The sequence below is a fragment of the Paenibacillus haidiansis genome (assembly GCF_036553665.1).
GTDB classification, from domain to species: Bacteria; Bacillota; Bacilli; order Paenibacillales; family Paenibacillaceae; genus Fontibacillus; species Fontibacillus haidiansis.
The window spans coordinates 41,354-66,055 of sequence record NZ_JAZHPZ010000018.1 but is presented as its reverse complement, the minus strand read 5'-3'; the positions used below and the strand labels follow the sequence as shown (position 1 = coordinate 66,055).

The window sequence follows — 24,702 nt, the reverse complement described above, 5'->3', positions numbered from 1 at the left end:
GCGTTTACTTTGCCCAGGGAATGAGATACTATTAGGATGATGAATAAGACACGGATAAGAAGAGGATCATTCCTCTTCTTTTTGTTTGTTCTTGCGATACATTTCGGAAAGGGACGAGGGAATCATGATCAAAGAGGTCATTGTGGTGGAAGGGCGCGACGATACCGTCGCGGTGAAACGGGCGGTGGACGCCGACACCATCGAGACCGGCGGATCGGCGATCAATGAGGCGACGCTGCGCAAAATCGAGCTGGCGATGGAGCGCCGCGGGGTGATCATATTTACGGACCCCGACCACGCCGGGGAGCGGATCCGCAAAATTGTCGCGAAGCGGGTACCGGGATGCAAGCATGCCTTCCTGCGGGAGGAGGACGCGACCAAGCGGGGCGATATCGGTGTGGAGAACGCTGCGCCGGAAGCGATCCGCGAGGCGCTCGCCCGCGTCCGCACCGAAGCCGTAGCGGAGTCGGGCGGGGATGCAGGAGCAGGGCTGATCTCGTGGGAGGACCTGCTCGCCGCCGGGCTGATCGTCCACCCCGCCGCCGCCGCGCGCCGGCGGTTTATGGGGGAGCGGCTCGGAATCGGGTATTGCAACGGCAAGCAGTTTTATAAACGGCTGGCCGTGTTCCGGATCAGCCGCGAGGAGTTTGCGTCCGCGCTGATCGAATTGGAGAACGAAAGAGGCGATCAAGGATGACGATGAGAGAAGAGGTGTCAACGCCGCGCCGGACGAAGGAGATTATCCAACGGCACGGTTTTTCGTTTAAGAAGAGTCTGGGGCAGAATTTTCTGATCGACCAGAATATTCTGGGCAAGATTGTCGGCGCGGCCGGATTGGACAAGTCCAAGGGAGCGCTGGAGATCGGGCCGGGGATCGGCGCGTTGACGGAAAAGCTGGCCCAGGAGGCGGGCCGCGTCGCCGCCGTAGAGATCGACCAGCGCTTGCTGCCGATCCTGGAGGAGGTGCTGGAGCCTTACCCGCAGGTCCATGTCATTCACGGGGATGTGCTCAAGCTGGACTTGCACGCCCTGTTTGCCGACGAGTTTGAAGGCTGCAGCGGGGTCAGCGTCGTGGCAAACCTGCCTTATTACGTTACGACGCCGATCCTTATGAAGCTGCTGGAGGCGGGACTTCCCCTGGAAAATATCGTCGTGATGATCCAGAAGGAAGTGGCGGAGCGGATGGCGGCCTCTCCCGGCGGCAAGGAATACGGCAGCCTGAGCATCGCCGTCCAGTATTACAGCGAACCGGAGCTGGTATGCACGGTCCCGCACAGCGTATTTATTCCGCAGCCGAATGTGGAATCGGCGGTGATCCGGCTGAAGGTCCGCAGTGCGCCGCCGGTCTCGGTTGCGGATGAGGCCTTTTTCTTCGAGGTGGTACAGGCGGCTTTTGCCCAGCGGCGCAAAACGATCGCCAACAATCTCAAAAGCCGCTTCTTCCCGGGAGAAGGTCGGGAACGGCTGGAGGCGCTGCTCGCGGAGAGCCGAATCGAGCCTTCCCGGCGCGCGGAAACGCTGAGCCTGGAGGAATTCGCGGGTCTTGCCAATACACTATATGCCGCTGGACTCGGAGAATAGATGCAGGAACCAATCCCCTCATTCGCCCATACGATGGGTTAGAGGTGATTGAATTGACGAATTTGGGAGACTTGGTCGTTCGCAAATCGTATGGAGGGGATGTAACCTTCCGGGTCGAGAGGATCGAGCGGGAGCAGGCCATCATCAAAGGAACGGAATTCCGGCTGCTCGCCGACGCGCCCTTGTCCGACCTGGTCAAGGTAAGCCAGAATGACCCGGGAGAGAAAACGCAGCGTGTACGCATCAAGGCTACCGAATCGCTGCAAAAACTGCAAAAGGATCGTTTGGAACTGACGGAGCGGAATCAATCGGCCCTGGGCCGGGACTGGTATCCGAACGGAGAGCCGTCGTTCTTCGAGGTCCCCGGCAAAGTGCTTCACTTGGACGGAGACGAACGATATCTGCAAAAGAGCCTCAGTCTGTACGAGAAGCTTCGCGTGCCCGCCCACGGGTATTTTGTGTCCGAATCGGCGATGGCGGGAGCGCTGTACCGGCTGCTGCCGAGCATTCAGCCGGATGTCGTCGTACTGACGGGGCATGACGGCGTATTGAAAAACCGCCCGACCTCGGATCTGTACAATTTGTCCAGCTATAAAAATTCCAAGCACTTTATCGAGGCGATCCAAACGGCAAGACAGTACGAGCGGAACTTCGACGCTTTGACGATTGTCGCAGGCGCATGCCAGTCGCATTTTGAAGCCCTGCTGCAGGCGGGGGCTAACTTCGCCAGTTCCCCGGCCAGAGTGCTGATCCATGCGCTCGATCCGGTATATATCGCCGCCAAGGCGTCGTTGACCCCGATTCGCGAGACGATTAATATCACGGAGGTTCTAAAATCGACGATCAGCGGAACCCAAGGGGTAGGGGGCATAGAGACGCGGGGAAGCTATCGGATCGGACTGCCCAAACTGATGGATTTGTCCGCTTTAAAGGTCGTTCCGTCCATGTAAACTCACAAATCTAATTAATCAACACAAGTGTCGAAAAAAAATCGTTGACAACCGTTTTTTGCTGCTGATATAATAGTGTTTTATTTGACAAGTGACCTCTCCTCGTGATATAATGGACAAAGAAGGAAGGTGGTCACAGGCTATGGCTAAAAATGCGCTGTCGGAAATCAAACACAGTCTCGACGCTCACGTTGGACAAAGAATTATGCTGCGTGCAAACGGAGGTCGCCGAAAGACCGTCGAACGCACCGGTGTATTGGAGGAGACCTATCCTTCGGTCTTTATCGTGAAGCTCGATGAAGAACAACAGACTTTCAAGCGTGTGTCTTACAGTTATGCCGATATACTTACCGAAACCGTCGAAGTTATGGTTTGTGACGATAACAACGAAACACGTTCGTATATTAAACCATAAACATCAAGATGATTGCACGAAACGGCCCAAGCGCTTAAGGCGCGGGGCCGCTTTTTATTTTCGCGGAAGCGGCTCGCTTCTGCTCCAAGGAGAAGTGCGCGCGGAGCGGACACATCCGCCCGTCCGGCGTATGATCGGGGATGGTACGGCGCATACTATGGTCGTTCTTTTATCCATGACTTCCTAAGGAGGAGTGGCACATGTCACGCAGAAGACGCAGCGTCATGTCCGAGGATTTGAAGGTCGAGCTGGCGAAGGACCTCGGGTTTTACGATACCGTCCGGGAAGAAGGCTGGGGCGGGATCAAAGCCAAGGATGCGGGGAACATGGTGAAAAGAGCCATCGAGCTTGCCGAGCGGGCTGCGGCATCGAAGCAGCTGTAGCGCCCGAAGCAAAACCCTAGCGGGCTTCCCACATTTGGGAAGTCCGTTTGTTTTTGGACGGGGATCAAGTAAGATAGAGGAAACAATAACGACGAAGTGTCTTTCGTACATAGACGAAGTGCGGAGTTTTTTTTATAATATGTTAAGTCTTGATATAGAATCTAACGGAATTTGAAAGTGGGTGAGCGTCTTGAAAATTTATGAAAAAGCACCGGCCAAAATCAATCTGATGCTCGATGTTTTACATAAACGGCCGGATGGCTATCATGAGGTCGAAATGATCATGACGATGGTGGATTTGGCCGACCGTCTGGAAATGAGCGCTCTCCCGAGGGATACGATTATTATATCGAGCCAGGCGGGATATATCCCGCTGGACGAGAAAAACCTAGCCTTCCAGGCCGCCAAGCTGATTAAGGAACGCTACGACGTCCGTAGCGGCGTATATATTCATTTGGACAAGAAGATTCCCGTAGCGGCGGGACTGGCCGGAGGCAGCAGCGACGCGGCCGCCACGCTGCGGGGTCTCAACCGCCTGTGGAAGCTCGGCATTTCGAACGAGGAGCTGATGGAGCTTGGGGCCGAGCTCGGCTCCGACGTCCCGTTTTGCGTTACGGGGGGGACGGTGCTCGCCACGGGGCGGGGAGAGAAGCTGGCTCCGCTCAAGAATCCGCCCCAATGCTGGGTGATTCTGGCGAAGCTGCCGATCAACGTATCGACCGCGGAAGTGTACGGGCGGCTTAAAAGCGAAGAGATCCAAACGCACCCTTCCGCCGACAGAATGCGGAGAGCGATTGAAGAGGGCGATTTTGCCGGGGTTTGCGGAGCTCTGGGGAATGTCCTGGAGGGAGTAACCCTGCAGGTTTATCCCGAGGTGGCCCATCTGAAAGAGACGATGATCAGGCTTGGGGCCGATGGCGTCCTGATGTCCGGCAGCGGACCGACGGTGTTCGGATTGGTATCCAAGGAATCGAAGGTCTCCCGCATTTATAACGGACTGCGCGGCTTCTGCAAAGAGGTGTACGCCGTAAGACTATTGACGTAAAACCACGGGATTTGGACTAGCGCTTGAATAGATACGTATAAAAATGGTATATTTTCTATAAAATATTCGGATTTAGCGAGGGATACTTCGTGAAAAAACTTAAAAGAAGCGCCCGTCTAGTGGAAATGACTCAGTATTTATTGTCCCGGCCGCATCAGTTGATTCCTCTCTCCACGTTTGCGGATCGGTACGGAGCCGCGAAATCTTCGATCAGCGAGGATTTGGCGATCATCAAGGAAGTTTTTGAGGAAGAGGGAACCGGGGAATTGCAAACCTTGGCCGGCGCGGCCGGCGGCGTGAAGTATATCCCCAAAATGGGACGGGAGCAGGCGCTTCATTTTGTGAATGAACTGTGCGAGAAGCTGTCGGACCCGGACCGGATTTTGCCCGGCGGTTATTTGTATATGTCGGATCTGCTGGGCTTGCCCGGGCTGATGAATGAGGCGGGCAAACTGTTTGCGACCGTTTTTGCGGACCGCGATATCGACTGCGTCATGACGGTGGAGACCAAGGGGATACCGCTGGCTTATGCCACGGGCGCCGAGCTGAATCTGCCGGTCGTCCTCGTCCGCCGGGACCACCAGGTGACGGAGGGTTCGGCGGTAAGCATCAATTACGTTTCGGGATCGCACAAAAGCCTGCATACGATGACCTTATCACGGCGTGCGATGAAGGAAAAGTCAAAGGTGCTTATCGTGGATGACTTTATGAAGGCCGGCGGAACGGTCCGCGGCATGGTCGATCTGCTTGCCGAATTCGATGCCGAGGTAGCCGGAGTCGGCGTTTTGGTGGAATCGGGTGAGGTCGAATCGGAACAGCGTCTGCTTCAGGATTATGTCTCGTTGGCAACTTTGCGTGCCGTCGACGCCAAGGGAAAGGAAATTTCGGTAGAACCAGGAAATTATTTTTCGAAAAAATAGAACTTTAGGACCTTGTCGAAACTGTGTGGAATGTTAGAAAATTCCGGCGAATCGTGTCGAAAAGACCTTTTGTTCAAAAAAATTCCTGAATTTAGGTCATTTTGTTCATGAAAAAAAAAGGATTTCCGTTTGCTATGTGGAATATTACACCAAGTCTCTGATGGAAAAAGGTGGTGAACACATATGCAAATTACGGATGTAAGACTCCGCCGAGTCAGCTCTGAAGGCAGAATGAAAGCGATCGCATCCATTACCATCGATAACGAATTTGTTGTTCATGACATTCGCGTAATCGACGGCAATAATGGTATGTTCGTGGCTATGCCAAGCAAGCGTACTCCTGACGGGGAATTCCGGGACATTGCGCATCCGATTTCTTCGGGCACACGCGAGAAGATTCAAGCCGCAGTCCTGGCGGAGTATGAACGTGCTGCCGAGACCGAGGAAGTTATTGAAGAAGGGGCTTAAGTTTTAGGTTTTGTCTCGACTAATTGGGGTTCGAGAAAAGGGAGCCATATCTATGGCTCTCTTTTCTTTTTGTCCTAAATGAGATAAACTCAGTAATGAGTTTATGTGAAGGAGGCCGGGGCCTTGAAAAGATTTGCGATTGTTCTGGCCGCGGGCCAGGGGAAGCGAATGAAGTCCAAGCTCTATAAAGTGCTACACCCTGTATGCGGCAAGCCGATGGTCGGGCATGTGCTCGATACGGTGAAGAAAGTCGAATGCGAGCGCAGTATCGTGGTTGTAGGCCACGGTGCCGAGGCGGTCAAGTCTTATCTGGGAACGAATGCCGAGTATGTGCTGCAGGAGCAGCAACTGGGAACCGGTCACGCCGTAAAGCAAGCCGGAGCGCTGTTAAGCAAGGAAGAGGGCACTACGATCGTGATATGCGGAGATACCCCGCTGGTCACGGAAGAGACGCTGCAGGCGATGCTCGACCTGCATGCCCGGAAGAACGCGGCAGCCACCATATTGACGGCTTCCATGGATCATCCTCAAGGATACGGCCGGATCATCCGGGACACCGAAAACGGTTCCGTTCTGCGGATCGTCGAGCAGAAGGATTGCTCGCCTGAAGAGGATGCGGTGAAGGAAATCAATACCGGGACTTATTGTTTCGATAATGCAAAATTGTTCGCCGCGCTGGAGAAAGTGACCAATTCGAATGCGCAGCAAGAATATTATTTAACCGATGTCATCGGTATTCTGGTCCGCGAGGGCGAGGTCGTCGAAGGCTACATGACCGACGATTGTGCGGAATCGATCGGCGTCAACGACCGTTTGGCGCTTTCCGAGGCGGAAGCGTTCATGCGCGAGCGGATCAACCGGAAGCATATGCTGAACGGGGTAACGATCATCGATCCCGGCTCCACCTATATCGGAGCCGACGTAACGATCGGCGCGGACACGGTAATTTATCCGGGAACCACGCTTGCCGGGCAGACCGTTATCGGCGAAGATTGCGAGATCGGTCCCGACGCGGATATCGAAGATAGCCGCATTTATGACGGCGCAAAGGTAAAACGGTCGGTACTCTGCCAGGCGGAAGTCGGCAAGGAAACGACGGTCGGACCTTTCGCTTATTTGCGTCCGGGGGCAAAACTAGGCGAGCATGTCAAGGTGGGCGATTTTGTGGAAATTAAGAACGCTTCGCTGGATAACGGCTCGAAAGTCTCGCATTTAAGTTATGTCGGCGACGCCCAGGTAGGCAAGAACGTAAATATCGGCTGCGGCGCGATAACCGTCAATTACGATGGTTATAATAAATCCATTACCGAGATTGAGGATGACGCGTTCATCGGCAGCAATGTCAACCTGATTGCTCCGGTGAAGATCGGCAAGGGAGCTTATGTCGTGGCGGGATCGACGGTAACTCGCTCCGTGTCCGACAATGAGATGGCGATTGCCCGCACCCGCCAAGAAAACAAGCCGGGTTATGCCGAGAAGCTTCGGGCCCGCGCGAAGGCAAAGAAGGAAAAAGCACAGGCGGAGTCGTAACATTTTGACTTTGGACAGTTTATTTTAGCGGCAGGATGCAGTGATAATTCAATGACGGGATAGTTAATCTATCTACACAGCACGGAGGGTATTTAAATTTATGACTTATTGTGATTCTAAACTGAAGATATTTACCTGTAACTCCAATCCTAAGCTGGCTCATCAAATCGCCGATTATATCGGCATCCCGATGGGCGACTCGGAGACGACGAGCTTCAGTGACGGCGAAATTCAAGTCAAGCTGTCCGAGAGCGTGCGTGGCTGCCATGTTTATGTGGTTCAGTCAACCTGCGCTCCCGTCAACGACAATTTGATGGAGCTCCTCGTAATGGTGGATGCCTTGAAACGGGCTTCGGCCAAGAGTATCAACGTCGTTATCCCGTATTACGGCTATGCCCGTCAGGACCGGAAGGCGCGTTCGCGCGATCCGATTACAGCCAAGCTGGTGGCCAATTTGATCGAGAAAGCCGGAGCGCACCGCGTCATTACGATGGACCTGCATGCGATGCAGATTCAGGGCTTCTTCGATATTCCGGTTGACCACATGCTCGGCGTACCGATTCTGGCCCAGTATTTCCGTTCGAAGCACATCCCGAACCCGGTCGTTGTATCTCCGGACCATGGCGGGGTGGTTCGCGCCCGCAAGCTGGCCGACTTCCTGAACGCGCCGCTGGCGATTATCGACAAGCGCCGTCCGGAACCGAATGTCAGCGAAGTTATGAATATCATCGGGAATATCGAAGGGAAAACCGCGATCCTCGTCGATGATATCATCGATACGGCCGGCACTATCGTGCTTGGCGCCAACGCCCTCAAGGAAGGCGGCGTCGAGGAGGTTTACGCCTGCTGTACGCACCCCGTGCTGTCGGGCCCGGCGATGGAACGCCTGGAAAACTCTCCGCTGAAGGAAGTTATTGTTACGGATACCATTCCGATTACGCATCCGAATCCGACCAGCAAGCTGAAAGTGCTGTCCGTCGCTCCGCTCATGGGCGAAGCCATCATCCGCGTCCACGAGGAACTGTCGATCAGCAAGCTGTTCGAGATCGAATAAAGTCACGTCCTGCTGCTTAACAGGGGTTGCACCTTCCCGCGAGGGAGTGCAACCCTTTTGGTGTATGGTGGTTCTCAACCGTGGTCTCAACCCTCCCAAACCCTCCCTTACTGTAAGGGAGGGCCCCCCAGGGCTCTGCCCTAGGGGATTACCCGAAATGGGGGGAACGTGGGAGGTATAGAGGCGCTCCTACCCGCTGTCCCCTTCGGGGATGCGCTAGGTTGGTGCGAGGCACGCTTTTCCCCCTTCGGGTCCGTCTTACTTTGGGTGCACCCGGGTTACCTATCGGTTGGAGGCACTGCTGCTTTCGAACGCACCCGAGATTAATTCGAGGAGAGAGCCGCTTGTCGCCCCTTTGGGGCACGCTCTACAGTTGGAGCTTCTGCAGGCGAAGGAGTTAATTGGGAGGGTGAGTTGGTAACTTACTTCAAACAATCGCTCTCCCTACGGGAATCGCTTACTTGTGAGCAAACATTATAGTGTTAAGAGTAATAAGGGCTATACTAAGTCCGTGAAATAACCAATGGAGGATTCACAAATGAAATGGATCGTAGGCCTCGGCAATCCGGGGGCTAAATATGAGAAGACCAGACATAATATCGGGTTCATGGCGCTGGACGAGCTGGCACGCCGGCACGGAATCGCGATCAAGCAAAGCAAATGCAAGGCGCTGATCGGCGAAGGGCTTCTGCCGGGCGGCAAGGTCGCGCTGATTAAGCCGATGACGTTCATGAATTTGTCGGGCGAAGCCGTTCGCGCTTTTATGGATTATTATAAGGTGCCGCTTGAAGATATGATTGTCGTGTACGATGATCTGGATACGGAGGTCGGACGGAACCGGCTGCGGTATCAAGGCAGCTCGGGCGGTCATAACGGAATTAAGTCGATTATCCAGCATACGGGAACGCAGACGTTCAACCGGATCCGCATGGGGATTTCGCGGCCGGAGCCGGGGTATGCCGTCGTAGATTATGTGTTGTCTACGTTCCCCAAGAAGGAGGCTCCCTTGTTACAGAAGTCGATCGAGGCGGCCTGCGATGCGCTGGAGTACAGCCTGGACCATACTTTTGAACAGACGATGGCCAAATTTAACGGGTAGAACTCCCGTAAATATTCGGGGCGGCGGGCTAAAAGCGGGTACCTGGGGACATACTGAAGGTTATAAACAATCTTCAGGAGGCATATAGATGGCAATAAACTATGTCTGCCGGCACTGCCGGACGTTTATTGGTAGAATAGATGCGCCCCATGTATCCGAATCCCAACTGGGTTTCCATTTCTTGACCCCCGAGGAGCGGCGAGATATAATAGCGTATGATTCGAACGGCGAAATGACGGTCCGCGTGACCTGCGATTATTGTAAAGAAGCGCTGGAGAGCAATCCGGAGCTGACGCTGCTTTCGAATCCCCTGCAATAAATGGCAGCGGAAACGATACCACCGGATGAATGGGATACAGAGCCTTGGCACGGTTGCTGAGGCTCCTTTTGTGGTTACACTATCGCGGGCTGGAAGGGCGAATAGAATCCATGCTCCGCGCTTGAGTGACCGACCCGCGGATTTGTCACAGCACTTGCGTGCCGATAATAAGATAGCTAATGGTAAACTTGCAGGATAGACGCATTACGAAATAAGAGAGGTGCCTCATTTGTTACAAGCACTCATACAAGCATTCTCCCGGGACTCGGATTTCACCTCGATGGTAGCGGGAGTTGGCGCCGGAATGAAGGAACAGCTGATTTCCGGCTTATCTGGGTCCTCCAGACAGGTAGCGCTCGCGGCGCTGCATCAGGAGACGAATCGGCCCTTGCTGGTTGTTACCCATAACATGTTTTCCGCGCAGAAAATATTCGAAGATTTACAGGAAGCGCTATCAGCGGACCAGGTGCTGTTATATCCTGCGAACGAGCTTGTCGCCGCCGAGGCGGCCGTCTCGAGTCCCGAGACGCTGGCTCAGCGAATTGAGGTGCTGCTGCAATGCTCCAAGGAATTCCGGGGGATTGTGGTCGTACCTTATTCGGGCGTGCGCCGGTTCATCCCTACGCCGGAGGCGGTGGCGGATGCGGGGCTATCGATTGAACTAGGGGGAACGCTCCAACTGGATCAATTCCTGTCCAAAATGATCGAGCTCGGTTACGAGAGAGTAGAGCGCGTGGAATCCCGGGGAGAAATGAGCATTCGCGGCGGTATCATCGACTTTTATCCGCTGACCTCGTCCATGGCTTATCGCGTGGAACTGTTCGACGACGAGATCGACTCGATCCGGACCTTTGACCCGGCGGACCAGCGGTCCGTAGATCAAATCAAGCAGGTGTTCGTAACTCCTTGCAAAGAGATCATCGCCACCAAAGACCGTCTGGAAAAGGCGGCCCAAGCCGTAGCGGACCGTCTGGAACGCCAGCTTGAGAAAATGACCGACCGCCAGGCGAAGCAGAAATTGAAAGAAGAGGTTTCCAGAGAGATTGAGCTGCTGCGCGAGCATGTTTATTTTCCGGAAATCTATAAATATATTTCGCTGATTTATCCCGAGAATACTACGCTATATAATTACATGCCGAAGGATACCCTGCTTATTCTCGACGAGCCGGCCCGGTTGCTGGAGACGTCGCGTCAATTGGAGCGGGATGAATCGGAATGGAATTTGCATTTGTTCCAGAACGGCAAAAGCTTGCCGGAGCTTCCGCTCGCACTGGAAGGGGACCACGTGCTGTATCACCGTCCGTTCCAGACGCTGTTTCTGTCACTGTTTTTGCGCCAGGTGCCTCATACCCAGCCGCAAAATATCATCAATTTCGTCAGCCGGGCGATGCAGGATTTCCACGGGCAGATGAACGTATTGAAATCCGAAATGGAACGTTGGAAAAAGAGCGGCGCCAACGTAATCATGCTGGCGAGCGGCGAGGACCGGATGGACCGGATGCGCCGGGTGCTGCAGGATTACGGCATTGACGAGCCGACCCTGCTGAAGGGTAATCTGCAGTCGGGCTTCGAGCTGCCTTCCGTTCATCTCGTCGTCATCACCGAAGGCGAGATGTTCTCCCAGAAACAGCGGAAAGCGCGCAAGGTCGGCAAGAGCATGGACAATGCCGAGCGGATCAAGAGCTATACCGAGCTGAAGGTGGGCGATTATGTCGTTCACCAGAATCACGGGATCGGGAAATATTTGGGTATCGGCACCTTAGAGGTTGGCGGCATCCATAAAGACTACATGCATATCATGTATGCCGGAGGCGACAAGCTGTCCGTGCCGATCGAGCAAATCGACATGATTCAGAAATACGTCGGTTCGGAGGAGAAGGAGCCGAAAATATACAAGCTCGGGGGCAATGAATGGACCCGGGTCAAAAATAAAGTCCGTTCCTCGGTGCAGGACATTGCCGATGACCTGATCAAGCTGTATGCGGATCGCCAGGCTTCGCCGGGTTTTGCGTTCGAGAAGGACACGCCGGAACAGCAGGAATTCGAGGCGATGTTCCCGTACGAGGAGACGCGCGACCAGCTCCGTGCGATCGAAGAAATCAAAAAGGACATGGAGCAGTCCCGGCCGATGGACCGCCTGCTTTGCGGCGATGTCGGCTACGGCAAAACCGAGGTGGCGATCCGGGCCGCGTTCAAAGCGGCGATCGAAGGCAAGCAAGTGGCCGTACTGGTGCCGACAACGATTCTGGCTCAACAGCACTACGAGACCTTCCGCGAGCGTTTTGCCGGATACCCGATCAATATTCAGACGCTAAGCCGCTTCCGCAGCCGCAAAGAGCAGAACGAGACGATCAAAGGCGTGCGTCAGGGGACGGTCGACATCGTCATCGGTACGCACCGTTTGCTGTCTCAGGATCTCGTCTTTAAGGACCTGGGACTGTTGATTGTCGACGAAGAACAACGCTTCGGCGTAACGCATAAGGAGAAGCTCAAGAAGCTCAAAACGAATGTGGACGTGCTTACCTTGACCGCCACGCCGATTCCGCGGACCCTGCATATGTCCATGCTGGGCGTCCGGGATTTGTCCGTCATCGAGACGCCACCGGAAAACCGGTTCCCGGTCCAGACCTATGTCGTAGAGCACAGCCAGGCGCTTGTACGCGAAGCGGTCGAGCGCGAAATGGCCCGCGGCGGGCAGATTTATTACTTGTATAACCGCGTGCAAGGGATCCAGGAAATGGCCGCGCAAATTTCGATGCTTGTGCCGGACGCGCGGGTAGGGATCGGCCATGGGCAAATGTCCGAACAGGAGCTGGAGAAGACGATCCTTGATTTCCTGGACGGAGAATACGATGTGCTCGTCAGCACGAGCATCATTGAGACCGGAGTCGATATCCCGAATGTCAATACGCTGATCGTTCACGATGCCGACAAAATGGGGCTTTCCCAGCTTTATCAGCTTCGCGGCCGAGTCGGCCGGTCCAACCGGATCGCCTATGCCTATTTCACGTATCAGCGGGACAAATCGCTGACGGAAGTCGCGGAGAAGCGCCTCCAGTCGATCAAGGAATTCACCGAACTGGGGTCCGGCTTCAAAATCGCGATGCGCGACCTTGCCATCCGCGGGGCGGGCAATTTGCTCGGCGCGGAACAGCATGGCTTTATCGCTTCCGTCGGTTTTGACCTTTATTCCCAAATGTTGGCGGAAGAAATCCAGAAACGCAAAGTAAGTATGCTGGGTGAAGCGGTTCCGGACGATGCGAAATGGAACACAACGATCGATCTTGGCATCGACGCCTATTTACCGCCGGATTACATTTATGATAGTATTCAGAAGATTGAGATTTACAAAAAGACAGCCGCCGCCGCGACATTCGAAGAAGTCGCCGAATTGGAGGACGAGCTGCTGGACCGCTTCGGCGAGCCGCCGGAGGCGGTCAGAAACCTGCTCTCGGTGGCGCGGATTAAGCTGTACGGCAAGCAATACGGTATCGAGTCCATCGTACTGCGCGGAGAAGAGATTACCGTGAAGTTCTACGAGGGGCGGGAGCGGGATATCGTTCCGGCCAAAATTGCGGAAGTTGGCAATCTGTTCGGAAGACGTGTACAATTTATTCAGGGGTCGGGAATGCTGATCCGCATGAAAACCAAAGGAATGGACGATAAGGAAATGATGGGCCTACTGGAGGAGTTCCTGGGAGCCCTGAAGGATTCATTCAAAGTGAAAGGGGAACTACAAGATGTTTCTAAGTAAAAGGCGTTCTTGGAAGACGCTGCTGATTGCCCTTGTTGCCGTTATGGCTTTCTCCGCGCTGGCAGGCTGCGGAAAGAAAAGCGAAGGCAACGCCGCTGGCGGCGAAGATACTAGCAAAGTCGTCGCAACCTACGAGGGCGGCGAGATCACGGAGAATGAATTTGACCGTGAACAGCGGATTCTGCTTGCGCTCCAACCGGAATATGAGCAATTCCTGCAAATGGACGATTTCCGCGAATATTTGATTAAGCAGGAAATTGCTTATGAATATTTGGAAGCCAATGCCGACGACAAGATCAAGGAAGAAGGCAAGAAGAAGGCGGAAGAGCAGCTTGCGGCCATGAAACAATCCATCGGCGACGATGCGTTCAAACAAATGCTGGACGCCCAGAAGGTCTCCGAGGCGGATTTCAAAAACTATATGATTCGCATCTACACCGTCATGGAGAGCGAGAAGACCAAAGTGACCGACGAAGATGTGAAGAAGGAATTTGAAGCGACCAAAGAGGATTATATCACCGCTTCGGTCCGCCATATTCTGATCGGTTTTACGGACAGAGAAGGTAAGGAACGCAGCAAAGAGGATACTCTGAAGCTGGCCAAGGAAGTGAAGGCCAAGCTGGATAATGGCGAGGACTTCGCGACCCTGGTCAAAGAGTACTCCACCGACGGGCAAACCAATATCGACAACGGCGGACTGTATGCAGACACGCCTGTCGGCAATTGGGTCCCCGAATTCAAGGAGCAGGCGATCAGCCTGCCGCTTAACCAGATCAGCGATCCGGTAGAAACGACGTACGGATATCACATTATGCGCGTCGAGAAACGGACCGAGAAGACATTCGACGATCTGACGCAAGAAGAGAAAGACCTGATCCAAATGTCGGTCGCTTCCCAAAAATTGGACGAGTTCATGACCGGCGAGCTGGAGAAGAGTATCATTAAGAAGATCGAGCTGCCGAAGGTCGAGAAGAGCGAGGATAACGGCTCGACGAATTCCGGAACGGGCAATAACGCCGGAACGGATGCCGGAGCGGAAAACGGCTCGGGCACCAACAGTGGTACAAGCAACAGCAGCACAGGCAACACGAATGCGGGCAAGTAACGGGGAAACCCGTTCCTGCCGGCTTTGCCGGAGCAGCGCGGAGCGATTCGCGCTGTTTTGTTGTCCTTAAACGCAGATGGATGAAGCGCCCTGCCCAATGGAAATTCGGATGAATAAGCTGCTGGGAAGGGATGAATACTATGGTCAGAATCACAAGAGCCGAAGTCCCTCCAAGTGCAGACTAATCCAGCCGCCGGCTGATCCGGGCGGGGCCTTCCCCGAAACTTTTTAACCGGCAATGATGTAATAACATACCGAAGGGTAAAAGAATATCCGTTCGACAGTAGTTCAATACTTCTTTAGAAAGCGGGGCAACATGTGACATGAAAGCTACTGGAATTGTACGCCGTATCGATGATTTGGGCCGGGTGGTTATTCCGAAGGAAATCCGCCGGACATTGCGGATTCGGGAGGGAGACCCGCTCGAAATTTTTGTGGACCGCGACGGTGAGGTTATTCTTAAGAAATATTCTCCGATCGGGGAGCTCGGCGATTTCGCCAAAGAGTATGCGGAGTCGCTATATGAAAGCACAGGCCACATTACTTTGATTTCCGACCGCGACACGTTAATAGCGGTGGCAGGGGCTTCGAAGAAAGAATATTTGGACAAGCAGATCAGCTCGCTGCTGGAGAACAGTATGGAGAACCGCAAAATTATTTTGGAGACGGCTACGGGAACCTATGAAATAAACCGGGATCATCCGGAAACAATCTCTTCCTTTGTAATCGCTCCGATTATTTCGGGTGGGGACCCGATCGGCTCTGTGGTTTTGATGAATAAAGACGAATCGGTCAAAATGTCGGATCTTGAGTCCAAAATGGCCGAAACGGCGGCAGGTTTTTTGGGCAAACAGATGGAGCAGTAAAGCTGAATCCGGCAAACACCAACACATCCCAAGCTACCCGTGAGGCAGCAGAGCCGCCGGAAGCGGGGATGTGTTTTTTTGGGCTTTCCGGGCCGACCGGGGACCCGGCATGGCGGCGGCAGCGGATTTCGTCATATAATGGAACCTATGAACGGGCTATGATGAATCCGCAAAGTAGGTAGATTATGAACGAAGATAGAAACACAACCTCGCGGCTGCTCAAGGGGGCCGCCGTGCTCAGTTTGGCGGCGATCGTCAGCAAGCTGCTGGGTACGCTGCAAAAAATACCGCTGCAAAATATCGGCGGGGACGGGGTTTTCGGCATCTATAACACCGTCTACCCGTTTTATACGATTTTGCTTACCTTGGCGACGGCCGGTTTTCCGACGGTAGTCTCCAAGTTTGTGGCCGAGCGGCATGCGCTCGGCGAGGAGGCGGGCAAACGGGCCGTGCTCCGGATCGCCTCCGTCGTGATGGTTGCACTGGGAGCCGCAGGCTGCCTGCTGATGTACTTCGGGGCGCCGCTGCTGGCGGCCTGGATCGGCAGCAGCCAGCTCATTCCGGCTCTGCGCAGCGCGGCTCCGGCGTTGCTGTTTGTCCCGCTGAGCGCGTCCCTGCGGGGGTACTTCCAAGGCTTGCAGAATATGACGCCGACCGCCGTATCCCAGGTGACCGAACAGGCCGTGCGCGTAGCGGTGATGATCGGCCTGCTCTTTTATTTCACCGGGATTGGAGGCTCGGAGGCGGTCATCGCCGGCGGGGCCTTGGCCGGATCGGCCGTGGGTGGGGCCGCCGGGCTGGCGGTGATGCTTCTGTACTGGAAAGGGTACCGCAAGCGGGAGACCACGGGGAGATCTGGCCGAAAGCGCGGGGATTCGGCTCTGGCGGAGGTACAGCCGGGACCGGCGAGAGACGAAAGTGTGCCAGCTTTGATTACGGTCGGGAAAGCTAATGCCGATCGGGGGCTGATCAGGGAGCTGTTCCGGTATGCCATCCCGATTTGCCTGGCTTCGCTGGCGATTCCGCTGCTGAATCTGGTCGACACGTTCACGCTGCCGCGCCTGTTGAACAACGGTGGGGACGAGCTGCGCGCGATGGTGGAGGTAGGCGTGTACAACCGGGGTATCCCGCTCGTCCAATTGGTGACGATGCTCGCCTCCTCCCTGTCGGTGCTGTTCATCCCCGTACTGGCGGAAATGAATCTCCGCGGCGACAGGGAGGGGATAGCAAAACAGACGGGCTTGGCGCTCCGCTGGTTCTGGCTGATCGGGCTCGCCGCGTCGGCGGGGCTGGCCCTGCTCGCCGAGCCGATCAATGTGATGCTGTACGAGGATAACACGGGCACCGGAACATTCGCTTGGCTGGCTTGGACGGCCGCACCCGGTGCTCTGGTGACGATTACCGCTGCGCTGCTGCAGGGGCTCGGCGTCGTGCGCGCCCCGGCCGTGCACTTGCTCGCAGCGGCCGCGCTCAAGGCGCTGCTGAACGCGCTGCTCGTGCCGCGGCTGGGCATCAGCGGCGCGGCGATCGCCGGCATCGCCGCCTATGCCGTCGCAGCCGCGCTGAACCTGGCGCTGCTGCTGCGCCGCGCCGGGCTGCGCCCGCGCCTGCGGGACGCGGCGGTACGGCCCGCGGCCGCCGTCCTGGCGATGGCGGCCGCCGTGGCGCTGCTGCGCCTTGCGGGCGACGCCGCGCTGCCGCCGGGCCGCCTTGCGGCCCTGGCGGAGAGCGTGCTCGGCGTGCTGCTCGGCGCAGCCGTGTTTGCCGCAGCGGCCGTACGCCTACGGCTGATCGGCGGGGCGGAGCTCGCCGCCCTGCCCCGCGTCGGACCGAAGCTGGCCAGCGCGCTTCGGAAGCTGCGGCTGCTTCGCTAGCCACTGTAACGGGGCGGCTCCGTGCATCGCCCGAAGGAGAAATTTTTGCCTTTGGCGCGGCTGGTGGTATAGTTAAGGATGAGATTTGTCCATTTTTCCGGTATATAGAGTAGACAGGAGTGAGATTCGCGAAATGGGAGCACTGATTACCGTCGTCGGGCTGGGCTCGGGCGATCCGGACCGCTTGACGCTCGGAAGCCTGAAGTTGCTTCGGGAGGCCGAGGAGAGATACGTACGCACCAAGGATCATCCGGTTGTGGCTTGGCTCGAAGAAACCGGAGTGACATTCACCTCATTCGATGAGGTCTACGAATCCAAAGATGATTTTCCGTCGGTATACGAGGAAATTACGGAGCGGCTCATCGCTTCGGCCAAATCGGCCGGCGAGGGCAAATCGGTGCTGTACGCCGTACCCGGGCACCCGATGGTTGCAGAAGCCACCGTTAAGCTCCTGCGCGAACGCTGCCCCGGCGAAGCCGTCGAACTGCGGATCACCGGCGGGGAGAGCTTCCTGGACGAAGCGTTTGTCCGGCTCGGCTTTGATCCGATCGAAGGCTTTCAGTTGCTGGACGCTTCCGATCTGTCCCGCGGGACTATCGATCCCCGGCGGCACACGCTGATCGGCCAGGTCTACGACGAGTTCACGGCTTCCGACGTGAAGCTGTCCCTGATGGACATGTACCCCGACGATTACCCTGTCGTAGTCGGACATGCGCTTGGTGTATCCGGGGCGGAGCAAGTGCTGCGGATTCCGCTGTACGAATTGGACCGCGTTCAAGGTTACGGGAACCTGTCGCTCGTATACGTCCCGGCCAGCGAAGACGATAGTCTGCGCATCGGCAGCTTCGACCGCCTGCACGAGATCGTGTCGATTCTGCGCAGTCCGGAAGGCTGCCCCTGGGACCGGGAGCAAACGCATCAATCGATCCGTAAAAATCTCATTGAAGAAACCTACGAAGTGCTGGAGACGATCGATGAGGACGATCCAGACCATATGCGGGAAGAGCTCGGCGACCTTTTGCTTCAAGTCATGCTGCACTCGCAGATGGAGGAAGAAACCGGCATGTTCACCGCTTACGATGTGATCCGGGAGCTCAATGAGAAGCTGCTGTATCGCCATCCGCACGTGTTCGGCGATTTGAGCGCCGAGGATGCCGAGGATGCGCTTAAGAACTGGGATGCGATGAAAGCGGAGGAGAAGCGCCGCAAGGGGATCGAGCCGGAGAAATTGTCCGCGCTAAGCGGCGTTCCGCGGGATTTGCCCGCTTTGATGAAGGCGTACAAGCTGCAGAAGAAGGCGGCCAAAGTCGGCTTTGACTGGGATACGATCGACGGCGTCTGGGCGAAGATCGAGGAAGAGCTGGCCGAATTCAGGGAAGCCGTCACCGACGGGCACCCGGCGGACGATCAAGCGCTCGAACTCGGCGACTTGCTGTTTTCGATCGTGAATGCCGCCCGGTATATCAAGGCCGATCCGGAAGAGGCGCTTTCGCGGACCAACGCGAAATTCGTCAGCCGTTTTACGTATGTGGAGGACAAGCTGCGCGAGGCCGGAAAATCGCCCGAAGACAGCACCCTGGCTGAGATGGATGCGCTTTGGGACGAGGCCAAAACGGTCGAACGGGCATCCAAATAACGCGAATTTCCCCTAAAATTCGGTTTTTTTTGCGAAAAAACAAAAAAAAGTTGTTTACCGGGCAGGAATTCCGGCTTTGAGAAAGAATACTCATACAAAGATATCGCGCGGCTTGCGGAGCGCTGGCCGTCAGTATCCATCTATTTTTTTTACTATTGGGAGGCATTATTAATGAACAAAACAGACTTGATCAACAACATTTCCAGCAAAAGCGGTTTGACTAAAAAAGACGTTGAAACCGTATTGAACGGAGTCCTCGGCGAAATTACCGACGCTCTTGCTGGCGGAGACAAAGTGCAACTGATCGGCTTCGGCACGTTCGAAACCCGCAAACGTTCCGGTCGTACCGGCCGCAACCCGCAAACCGGCAAAACGATCGAAATCCCTGCATCCAACGTTCCAGCTTTCAAAGCGGGCAACAAACTTAAAGAAGCCGTAAAATAATGCGTCTTGATAAATTCCTGAAGGTGTCACGGTTGATTAAGCGGCGCACGGTGGCGAAGGACGTCTCCGAACAAGGCAGAGTTCTGATCAACGGGCGTGAATCCAAACCGAGCAGCACCGTGAAGGTGGGCGACGAGATTACCGTTCAATTCGGCCAAAAGCTGGTGACGGTCCGCGTCGAACGCCTGGCGGAGACGACTCGAAAGGAAGAGGCTGCCACCCTGTATACCTTGGTCAAGGAAGAACCGATCGCCAAGGACTCCGGTTTCGACTGGAATTAAGGCGAGAGATGCGATGATCAGCATGCTCCGTTTCCCTGAAACGGGGCGTGCTTCTTTCTTTCAATTTTGCGGGGAGGACGAATTCGCGAGTAATTCAAAAAATACCCCTACCCAAATGATTGAAAGATGATAATATAATAATAAACCTCATCTGCTGTTGAACAGTACGCACACACTTGTACTTTCTTTATGATGCAGCAAGAACTTTCCCGCTTGAAGTCTGATTTTTCACCTTTACTCCCGAGAACACACCTCTGTTCTTACCACAAGTTCTTACCACAACCACTATTTGAAGCGATCGCTATTGCAGCAACATCATTTTTCCGACGCAGGATTGAAGCCACAAGCTCTTTTTTTAACAACACTAGTGAAATATTTCACAATTAATTCTGTAAATGCATCACTTTAGGTATTGATTTTCATTTAATCGGTTTATCGGTAAACTCCTTGTCCAAAAGGATGATCGCTGATGAAACAGTTAATTCACAAGCTCTTCTGCCGCGGCAAGTTGTCCAGGGATGAAATCGTTTATCTGCTGGGCCGCCTTGATGGCGAAACGCGTCAAGAGCTGTATCGTCTGGCGCATCGGAAACGGAGCGAGAAGTACGGCGATAAAGTTTATATGCGCGGTTTGATCGAGTTCTCCAGCTTCTGCAAACAGGATTGCCTGTATTGCGGGCTTCGCGCCGGCAACAAGGCGGCGGAGAGATACCGGCTGAAGCCTGCTGAAATTCTGGATTGCTGCCGCGAGGGCTACGATCTCGGCTATCGGACATTTGTGCTTCAAAGCGGGGAAGACGCCTGGTATACCGAGGAGATTCTCGTTCGGCTCGTCCGGGATATCAAGGCGGAATTCCCCGACGCGGCTATAACGCTATCGATTGGCGAACGGGACGAGCGGACCTATCGGAGCTTGTTCGACGCGGGGGCAGACCGGTTTTTACTGCGTCATGAAACCGCTTCCCGAAATCTCTACCAATCTCTACATCCTACGATGTCTTTTGACAACCGGCGCAAATGCCTCTCCGTACTCCAAAGCATCGGCTATCAAATCGGCGCCGGATTTATGGTCGGTCTGCCGGGGCAGACCTTGGAGGATTTGGCGGACGATTTGCTCTATTTGCAGGATTTACACCCGGACATGATCGGTATTGGCCCGTTTATTCCGCATTCCCGCACGCCTTTGGGCGGGGCTGAGGCCGGTACGATTGACGATACACTCGCGATGGTCGCGCTGGCGCGCCTGATGGTGCCGGACGCGCTCATCCCCGCCACGACCGCCTTGGGATCGCTTGATGCGAGCGGGCGGGAGAAGGCTCTGAAGGTAGGGGCCAACGTCGTGATGCCGAACTTGTCACCTCTAGCAGTCCGAAAAAAATACGCCCTGTATAACAACAAGATATGTACCGGCGACGAGTCGGCGGCTTGCAGGCATTGCTTGGAGCTGCGGATCAATTCTGCCGGCTTCTCCGTGGATATGGGGAGGGGGGATAGCCTGAAATCACTCCGGATGAAGCCGCTGACGGCTTTTCATTCTACTTCTACGCAGTAGATTGTGAAATAAAACACAAATCAAATACAGAGGAGAAATGGCGAATGAGCATATGGAACAAAAGTAGCCAACCGGGATTCGAAATCCGGTTGGAATCGATCGGCGGGCTGGGCGCGAACCTGGCCGGGAAGATGCTGGCAGAGGCCGGCGTGCTGGGATTGGGCTTAAACGGCGCGGGTTTTTCGTCCTACGGGTCGGAGAAGAAAGGCTCGCCGGTCAAGAGCTTTGTCCGATTTTGCGATCCGGAGCTCGACATCCGCGACCATAGCCCGGTGGAACAGCCGGATGTGATCGGCGTATTCCATGAAGCCCTGCATACCACCGTGCCGGTGTTAAGCGGGCTGAAGCCCGGCGGGGTCGTGTTGGTGAACTCGATCCGCAGCTTTGAAGAAATTCGCAAGGACCTGCAGTTCCCTTACGGTACGCTGGCCGTAGTCGACGCGCTCGGCATCGCTTTGGAGGAGCGTACCCGGGTCAATACGTCGATGCTGGGGGCCTTGTTCCGCATTTGTGATTTTCTGGACCGCGACTCGATGCGGGCGGTTATCAAACGGACGTTCGAAAAGAAATACCCGCAGCTTGTTGAGCCGAACTTGCGTACCTTTGACCGCGGTTACGATGAAGTGCGGTTCGAGACGATCGAACCGCCCACCGAATTAACCGCCGTCCCTTACCTCCGACAACAGCCGCTGCTCGGCTATGAGACGCAGGAGTCGGGGGGAATCATTTCGGCCCAGGGCAACAGCCTGCTCAAAGATTTAAGCGGCTCGCGCCAGGGCTATTTGCCGGAATTGAATCTGGGATCCTGCATTCACTGCGCCAATTGCGATGCCACCTGCCCCGATCTTTGCTTCGTCTGGGAAGCCGGGGAGGATAAGCGCGGCAGAATGCAGATGTTTCTGCAAGGCATCGATTATCAGTATTGCAAAGGCTGCCTGAAATGTGTGGAAGTGTGCCCGACCGGGTCGCTGGCTCCGCTCCGGGAAGAGGCCGGATACGCCGACAGCCATCGTGTAGCGCATGTTTTTAATTAAAGCTAAAGCGTAAGGAGGACTTTTCCTATGTCGATCATGGAAGAATCAGTGACAGCATTAACGACGCCGGAACAGACGGTTGCGTTCGAATCCGGCAACGAAGCAGCGGCGATGGCGGCCCTGCAGATCAATTATCATATCATGGGTTATTTCCCCATCACCCCTTCGACGGAAATCGCTCAAATTCTCGATCAGAAAAAAGCGCAAGGACTGCATGATATCCAACTGATCGCCGCGGACGGCGAGCACGGATCGGCGGGCATCTGCTACGGGGCGGCGCTGAGCGGAGCCCGGGTCGTCAACGCGACGAGCGCCAACGGATTCATGTATATGCTGGAGCAGCTCCCGGTGCAGTCGGGCACCCGCTTCCCGATGGTGCTGAACCTCGTGACGCGCGCCATCAGCGGACCGCTGGATATCCGCGGAGATCACTCCGACTTGTATTACGCGCTGAACACGGGCTGGGTCATTTTGACGGCCAGCACGCCGCAGGCGGTATACGACATGAACATTATCGCGCTGAAGCTGTCCGAGCATGCCGATGTGCGGCTGCCGGTCATCGTCGCTTACGACGGCTTTTTCACATCCCACCAAAAGCGGAAGCTCCATTACTTCCAGGACGGCCGGAGCGTGCGGGCTTTTGTCGGGGAACAGCCTCCCGCCGGATTCGATAATGTCGTCGATCCGGCCCACCCGGTAACGATCGGGGCGCATATGAACGGCGACGATCTGCTCAATAACCATTATCAGCTGTCCGGTGCGATGGACCGGGCGGCGGAGGTCTACAAGAAGATCGCCGCCGAATACGGGCAATTGTCCGGCCGCGGTTATGAGACGCTGGATTTGTATTGTATGGATGACGCCGAGGTAGCGTTGTTCCTGCTGAATTCCGCGGCCGAATCGGCGAAGGATACGGTAGATAAGCTGCGGGCTCAAGGGATCAAGGCCGGGTTGGTCCGGCCGAATGTCATCCGTCCTTTCCCGGCCGAGGAACTGCGGGCGGCGCTCAAGAATGTCAAGGCGCTGCTTGTGGGAGAACGGGCCGATTCGTACGGCGGGCAAGGAGCCAATATGACGCATGAAGTGCGCTCCGCCCTGAAGCTGGATCCCGACAACGCCACGATTGTCCTTTCCCGCGTGTACGGGCTAGGCGGCAAGGACTTCTATCCGGACGATGCGGAAGCTTTCTTCCGCTTGGCTTTGGAGGCCGCGGAGAAAGGCCATGCCGAGGTACCGTTTGACTATTACGGCCATAATCCCGGCGAGGAAGAGAACCGTCTGCAGCCGGTGCTGACCCCGCGTTACGGCGATGCCTACAAGAGCGGGTTGATTCAGGTGACTCAGGACGAGGCGACCGGCAAGGTCAAAGTGAAGCTGCCGCCGCTGCGCAGCCTGACGGCCAAGCCGAAGCGGCTCGCTCCAGGACACGGCGCCTGTCCGGGCTGCGGCGCCCTCTCCGCCCTGGAGCTGTTCTATAAAGGGATCGAAGGCGATGTCGTCACCTTGATCCAAACCGGCTGCGCTTATGTCACTACCGCCAGCTATCCTTATACCTCGCACAAGCAGACTTTTGTGCACAATCTGTTCCAGAACGGGGCGGCGACGGTATCGGGGATGGTCGAAGCGTTCCTGGAGCGGAAACGGCGCGGCGAGATCGAAGTATCCGACGATTTGACCTTCATCATGGTGACGGGCGACGGCGGGATGGATATCGGGATGGGCCCGTCCATCGGCGCGGCGCTGCGTAATCACCGCATGATCATTCTGGAGTACGACAACGAGGGCTATATGAATACCGGTTCCCAGCTCTCCTACTCGACGCCGATCGGCCACCAGACGAGTACGTCAGGCGTCGGAAAGAAGCAGAAGGGCAAGGCGTTCCATCATAAGGATACGCCGCAAATTATGGCGGCCACGAACATCCCTTACGTATTCACCGCTGTGGAGTCCATGCCGCAGGACTTGATCATGAAGGCGGCCAAGGCGCACTGGTACGCGCAGCACGAGGGCCTGGTTTACGGGAAGGTGCTGAGCACCTGTCCGCTGAACTGGCGCTCTGAGGATCATCTTGGCGGCACGATTCTTAAGGCCGCGGTGGACTCCTGCTTCTTCCCGCTGTACGAGATCGAGCATGGCGTTACGACGATCACGTACAATCCGGAGGCGAAGAACGCGCGGATTCCCGTGAAGAACTGGCTGGAGATGATGGGCAAGACCAAGCACATGCTGGCCGACGAAGAACTGCTTACCGCCTTTGAAGCGGAGACCGACCGGCGCTGGGAACGGCTCAAGCTGATGCACGACTCCCCGCTGCTCTAGCGGCGGGGGGCCGAATATCGGCCCGGCGGGCAGGCGCTTTTTTGCGATAGTCATTGCTTAAGGAACTTTGAAG

The 24,702-nt window shown here is 55.6% G+C and carries 22 protein-coding genes; all 22 read left to right on the top strand.

Annotated elements, in window-relative coordinates:
- The first annotated feature begins 124 nt into the window (after positions 1–124).
- The 22 genes from rnmV to V3851_RS23330 all read left to right on the top strand — a co-directional run bounded on the left by rnmV (position 125) and on the right by V3851_RS23330 (position 24,629).
- Positions 125–697, top strand: a complete 573-nt coding sequence (gene rnmV / locus V3851_RS23435) for a ribonuclease M5 (protein ID WP_331848933.1) — start codon at positions 125–127, stop codon at positions 695–697.
- The gene (gene rsmA / locus V3851_RS23430) at positions 694–1,581 is read left to right on the top strand and encodes a 16S rRNA (adenine(1518)-N(6)/adenine(1519)-N(6))-dimethyltransferase RsmA (protein ID WP_331848932.1); all 888 of its coding nucleotides are present in this window, start codon (positions 694–696) and stop codon (positions 1,579–1,581) included. The genes rnmV and rsmA overlap by 4 nt, the downstream gene beginning before the upstream one ends.
- 53 nt (positions 1,582–1,634) lie before the next feature.
- Positions 1,635–2,531, top strand: coding sequence for a sporulation peptidase YabG (gene yabG, locus V3851_RS23425; protein WP_331848931.1), 897 nt, complete (start codon positions 1,635–1,637; stop codon positions 2,529–2,531).
- Positions 2,532–2,673: 142 nt separating this feature from the next.
- On the top strand, positions 2,674–2,946 hold the full coding sequence (veg, locus tag V3851_RS23420; RefSeq protein ID WP_331848930.1) for a biofilm formation stimulator Veg: 273 nt from the start codon (positions 2,674–2,676) through the stop codon (positions 2,944–2,946).
- 200 nt (positions 2,947–3,146) lie between these two features.
- Positions 3,147–3,329, top strand: coding sequence for a protein sspF (locus V3851_RS23415; RefSeq protein WP_331848929.1), 183 nt, complete (start codon positions 3,147–3,149; stop codon positions 3,327–3,329).
- Positions 3,330–3,519: 190 nt separating this feature from the next.
- Positions 3,520–4,374: a 4-(cytidine 5'-diphospho)-2-C-methyl-D-erythritol kinase gene (gene ispE, locus V3851_RS23410; RefSeq protein ID WP_331848928.1), complete on the top strand. Its 855-nt coding sequence runs from the start codon at positions 3,520–3,522 to the stop codon at positions 4,372–4,374.
- A gap of 89 nt (positions 4,375–4,463) precedes the next feature.
- Entirely contained in the window at positions 4,464–5,294 is an 831-nt protein-coding gene (gene purR / locus V3851_RS23405; protein ID WP_331848927.1) for a pur operon repressor, read from the top strand.
- 183 nt (positions 5,295–5,477) lie between these two features.
- Positions 5,478–5,762 (top strand): septation regulator SpoVG, encoded by a 285-nt coding sequence (gene spoVG, locus V3851_RS23400; protein ID WP_331848926.1) that lies wholly within the window; start codon positions 5,478–5,480, stop codon positions 5,760–5,762.
- A 123-nt stretch (positions 5,763–5,885) separates the two neighbouring features.
- On the top strand, positions 5,886–7,292 hold the full coding sequence (glmU, locus tag V3851_RS23395) for a bifunctional UDP-N-acetylglucosamine diphosphorylase/glucosamine-1-phosphate N-acetyltransferase GlmU (RefSeq protein WP_331848925.1): 1,407 nt from the start codon (positions 5,886–5,888) through the stop codon (positions 7,290–7,292).
- A 100-nt stretch (positions 7,293–7,392) separates the two neighbouring features.
- Positions 7,393–8,346 carry a ribose-phosphate diphosphokinase gene (locus V3851_RS23390; protein ID WP_036618130.1) on the top strand — a complete coding sequence of 318 codons (954 nt, stop codon included), beginning with the start codon at positions 7,393–7,395 and terminating at the stop codon, positions 8,344–8,346.
- A 538-nt stretch (positions 8,347–8,884) separates the two neighbouring features.
- The gene (pth, locus tag V3851_RS23385; RefSeq protein WP_331848924.1) at positions 8,885–9,445 is read left to right on the top strand and encodes an aminoacyl-tRNA hydrolase; all 561 of its coding nucleotides are present in this window, start codon (positions 8,885–8,887) and stop codon (positions 9,443–9,445) included.
- An 88-nt stretch (positions 9,446–9,533) separates the two neighbouring features.
- The gene (locus tag V3851_RS23380; RefSeq protein ID WP_331848923.1) at positions 9,534–9,764 is read left to right on the top strand and encodes an anti-sigma-F factor Fin family protein; all 231 of its coding nucleotides are present in this window, start codon (positions 9,534–9,536) and stop codon (positions 9,762–9,764) included.
- Positions 9,765–9,993: 229 nt separating this feature from the next.
- Positions 9,994–13,518: a transcription-repair coupling factor gene (mfd, locus tag V3851_RS23375; protein ID WP_331848922.1), complete on the top strand. Its 3,525-nt coding sequence runs from the start codon at positions 9,994–9,996 to the stop codon at positions 13,516–13,518.
- Complete coding sequence (locus tag V3851_RS23370) at positions 13,505–14,623, top strand: peptidylprolyl isomerase (protein ID WP_331848921.1); 1,119 nt, start codon at positions 13,505–13,507, stop codon at positions 14,621–14,623. The genes mfd and V3851_RS23370 overlap by 14 nt, the downstream gene beginning before the upstream one ends.
- Before the next feature lie 323 nt (positions 14,624–14,946).
- Complete coding sequence (spoVT, locus tag V3851_RS23365) at positions 14,947–15,489, top strand: stage V sporulation protein T (RefSeq protein WP_331848920.1); 543 nt, start codon at positions 14,947–14,949, stop codon at positions 15,487–15,489.
- 185 nt (positions 15,490–15,674) lie between these two features.
- Positions 15,675–17,363: a putative polysaccharide biosynthesis protein gene (locus V3851_RS23360; protein ID WP_331848919.1), complete on the top strand. Its 1,689-nt coding sequence runs from the start codon at positions 15,675–15,677 to the stop codon at positions 17,361–17,363.
- 133 nt (positions 17,364–17,496) lie between these two features.
- On the top strand, positions 17,497–18,999 hold the full coding sequence (gene yabN / locus V3851_RS23355) for a bifunctional methyltransferase/pyrophosphohydrolase YabN (protein ID WP_331848918.1): 1,503 nt from the start codon (positions 17,497–17,499) through the stop codon (positions 18,997–18,999).
- Positions 19,000–19,170: 171 nt separating this feature from the next.
- On the top strand, positions 19,171–19,443 hold the full coding sequence (locus tag V3851_RS23350) for an HU family DNA-binding protein (RefSeq protein WP_044482598.1): 273 nt from the start codon (positions 19,171–19,173) through the stop codon (positions 19,441–19,443).
- Complete coding sequence (locus V3851_RS23345) at positions 19,443–19,724, top strand: RNA-binding S4 domain-containing protein (RefSeq protein WP_331848917.1); 282 nt, start codon at positions 19,443–19,445, stop codon at positions 19,722–19,724. The genes V3851_RS23350 and V3851_RS23345 overlap by 1 nt, the downstream gene beginning before the upstream one ends.
- Positions 19,725–20,193: 469 nt before the next feature.
- On the top strand, positions 20,194–21,276 hold the full coding sequence (gene hydE, locus V3851_RS23340) for a [FeFe] hydrogenase H-cluster radical SAM maturase HydE (RefSeq protein WP_331848916.1): 1,083 nt from the start codon (positions 20,194–20,196) through the stop codon (positions 21,274–21,276).
- Positions 21,277–21,320: 44 nt separating this feature from the next.
- Positions 21,321–22,310: a 2-oxoacid:acceptor oxidoreductase family protein gene (locus V3851_RS23335; RefSeq protein ID WP_331848915.1), complete on the top strand. Its 990-nt coding sequence runs from the start codon at positions 21,321–21,323 to the stop codon at positions 22,308–22,310.
- 27 nt (positions 22,311–22,337) lie between these two features.
- Positions 22,338–24,629: a thiamine pyrophosphate-dependent enzyme gene (locus V3851_RS23330; protein WP_331848914.1), complete on the top strand. Its 2,292-nt coding sequence runs from the start codon at positions 22,338–22,340 to the stop codon at positions 24,627–24,629.
- Positions 24,630–24,702: the final 73 nt, after the last annotated feature.

Bases quoted from the DNA above. Each gene is read 5' to 3' on its own strand.
- rnmV (WP_331848933.1), top strand. From the start codon at position 125: ATGATCAAAGAGGTCATTGTGGTGGAAGGGCGCGACGATACCGTCGCG.
- rsmA (WP_331848932.1), top strand. From the start codon at position 694: ATGACGATGAGAGAAGAGGTGTCAACGCCGCGCCGGACGAAGGAGATT.
- veg (WP_331848930.1), top strand. From the start codon at position 2,674: ATGGCTAAAAATGCGCTGTCGGAAATCAAACACAGTCTCGACGCTCAC.
- V3851_RS23415 (WP_331848929.1), top strand. From the start codon at position 3,147: ATGTCACGCAGAAGACGCAGCGTCATGTCCGAGGATTTGAAGGTCGAG.
- spoVG (WP_331848926.1), top strand. From the start codon at position 5,478: ATGCAAATTACGGATGTAAGACTCCGCCGAGTCAGCTCTGAAGGCAGA.
- V3851_RS23390 (WP_036618130.1), top strand. From the start codon at position 7,393: ATGACTTATTGTGATTCTAAACTGAAGATATTTACCTGTAACTCCAAT.
- pth (WP_331848924.1), top strand. From the start codon at position 8,885: ATGAAATGGATCGTAGGCCTCGGCAATCCGGGGGCTAAATATGAGAAG.
- V3851_RS23380 (WP_331848923.1), top strand. From the start codon at position 9,534: ATGGCAATAAACTATGTCTGCCGGCACTGCCGGACGTTTATTGGTAGA.
- V3851_RS23370 (WP_331848921.1), top strand. From the start codon at position 13,505: ATGTTTCTAAGTAAAAGGCGTTCTTGGAAGACGCTGCTGATTGCCCTT.
- spoVT (WP_331848920.1), top strand. From the start codon at position 14,947: ATGAAAGCTACTGGAATTGTACGCCGTATCGATGATTTGGGCCGGGTG.
- V3851_RS23360 (WP_331848919.1), top strand. From the start codon at position 15,675: ATGAACGAAGATAGAAACACAACCTCGCGGCTGCTCAAGGGGGCCGCC.
- yabN (WP_331848918.1), top strand. From the start codon at position 17,497: ATGGGAGCACTGATTACCGTCGTCGGGCTGGGCTCGGGCGATCCGGAC.
- V3851_RS23350 (WP_044482598.1), top strand. From the start codon at position 19,171: ATGAACAAAACAGACTTGATCAACAACATTTCCAGCAAAAGCGGTTTG.
- V3851_RS23345 (WP_331848917.1), top strand. From the start codon at position 19,443: ATGCGTCTTGATAAATTCCTGAAGGTGTCACGGTTGATTAAGCGGCGC.
- hydE (WP_331848916.1), top strand. From the start codon at position 20,194: ATGAAACAGTTAATTCACAAGCTCTTCTGCCGCGGCAAGTTGTCCAGG.
- V3851_RS23335 (WP_331848915.1), top strand. From the start codon at position 21,321: ATGAGCATATGGAACAAAAGTAGCCAACCGGGATTCGAAATCCGGTTG.
- V3851_RS23330 (WP_331848914.1), top strand. From the start codon at position 22,338: ATGTCGATCATGGAAGAATCAGTGACAGCATTAACGACGCCGGAACAG.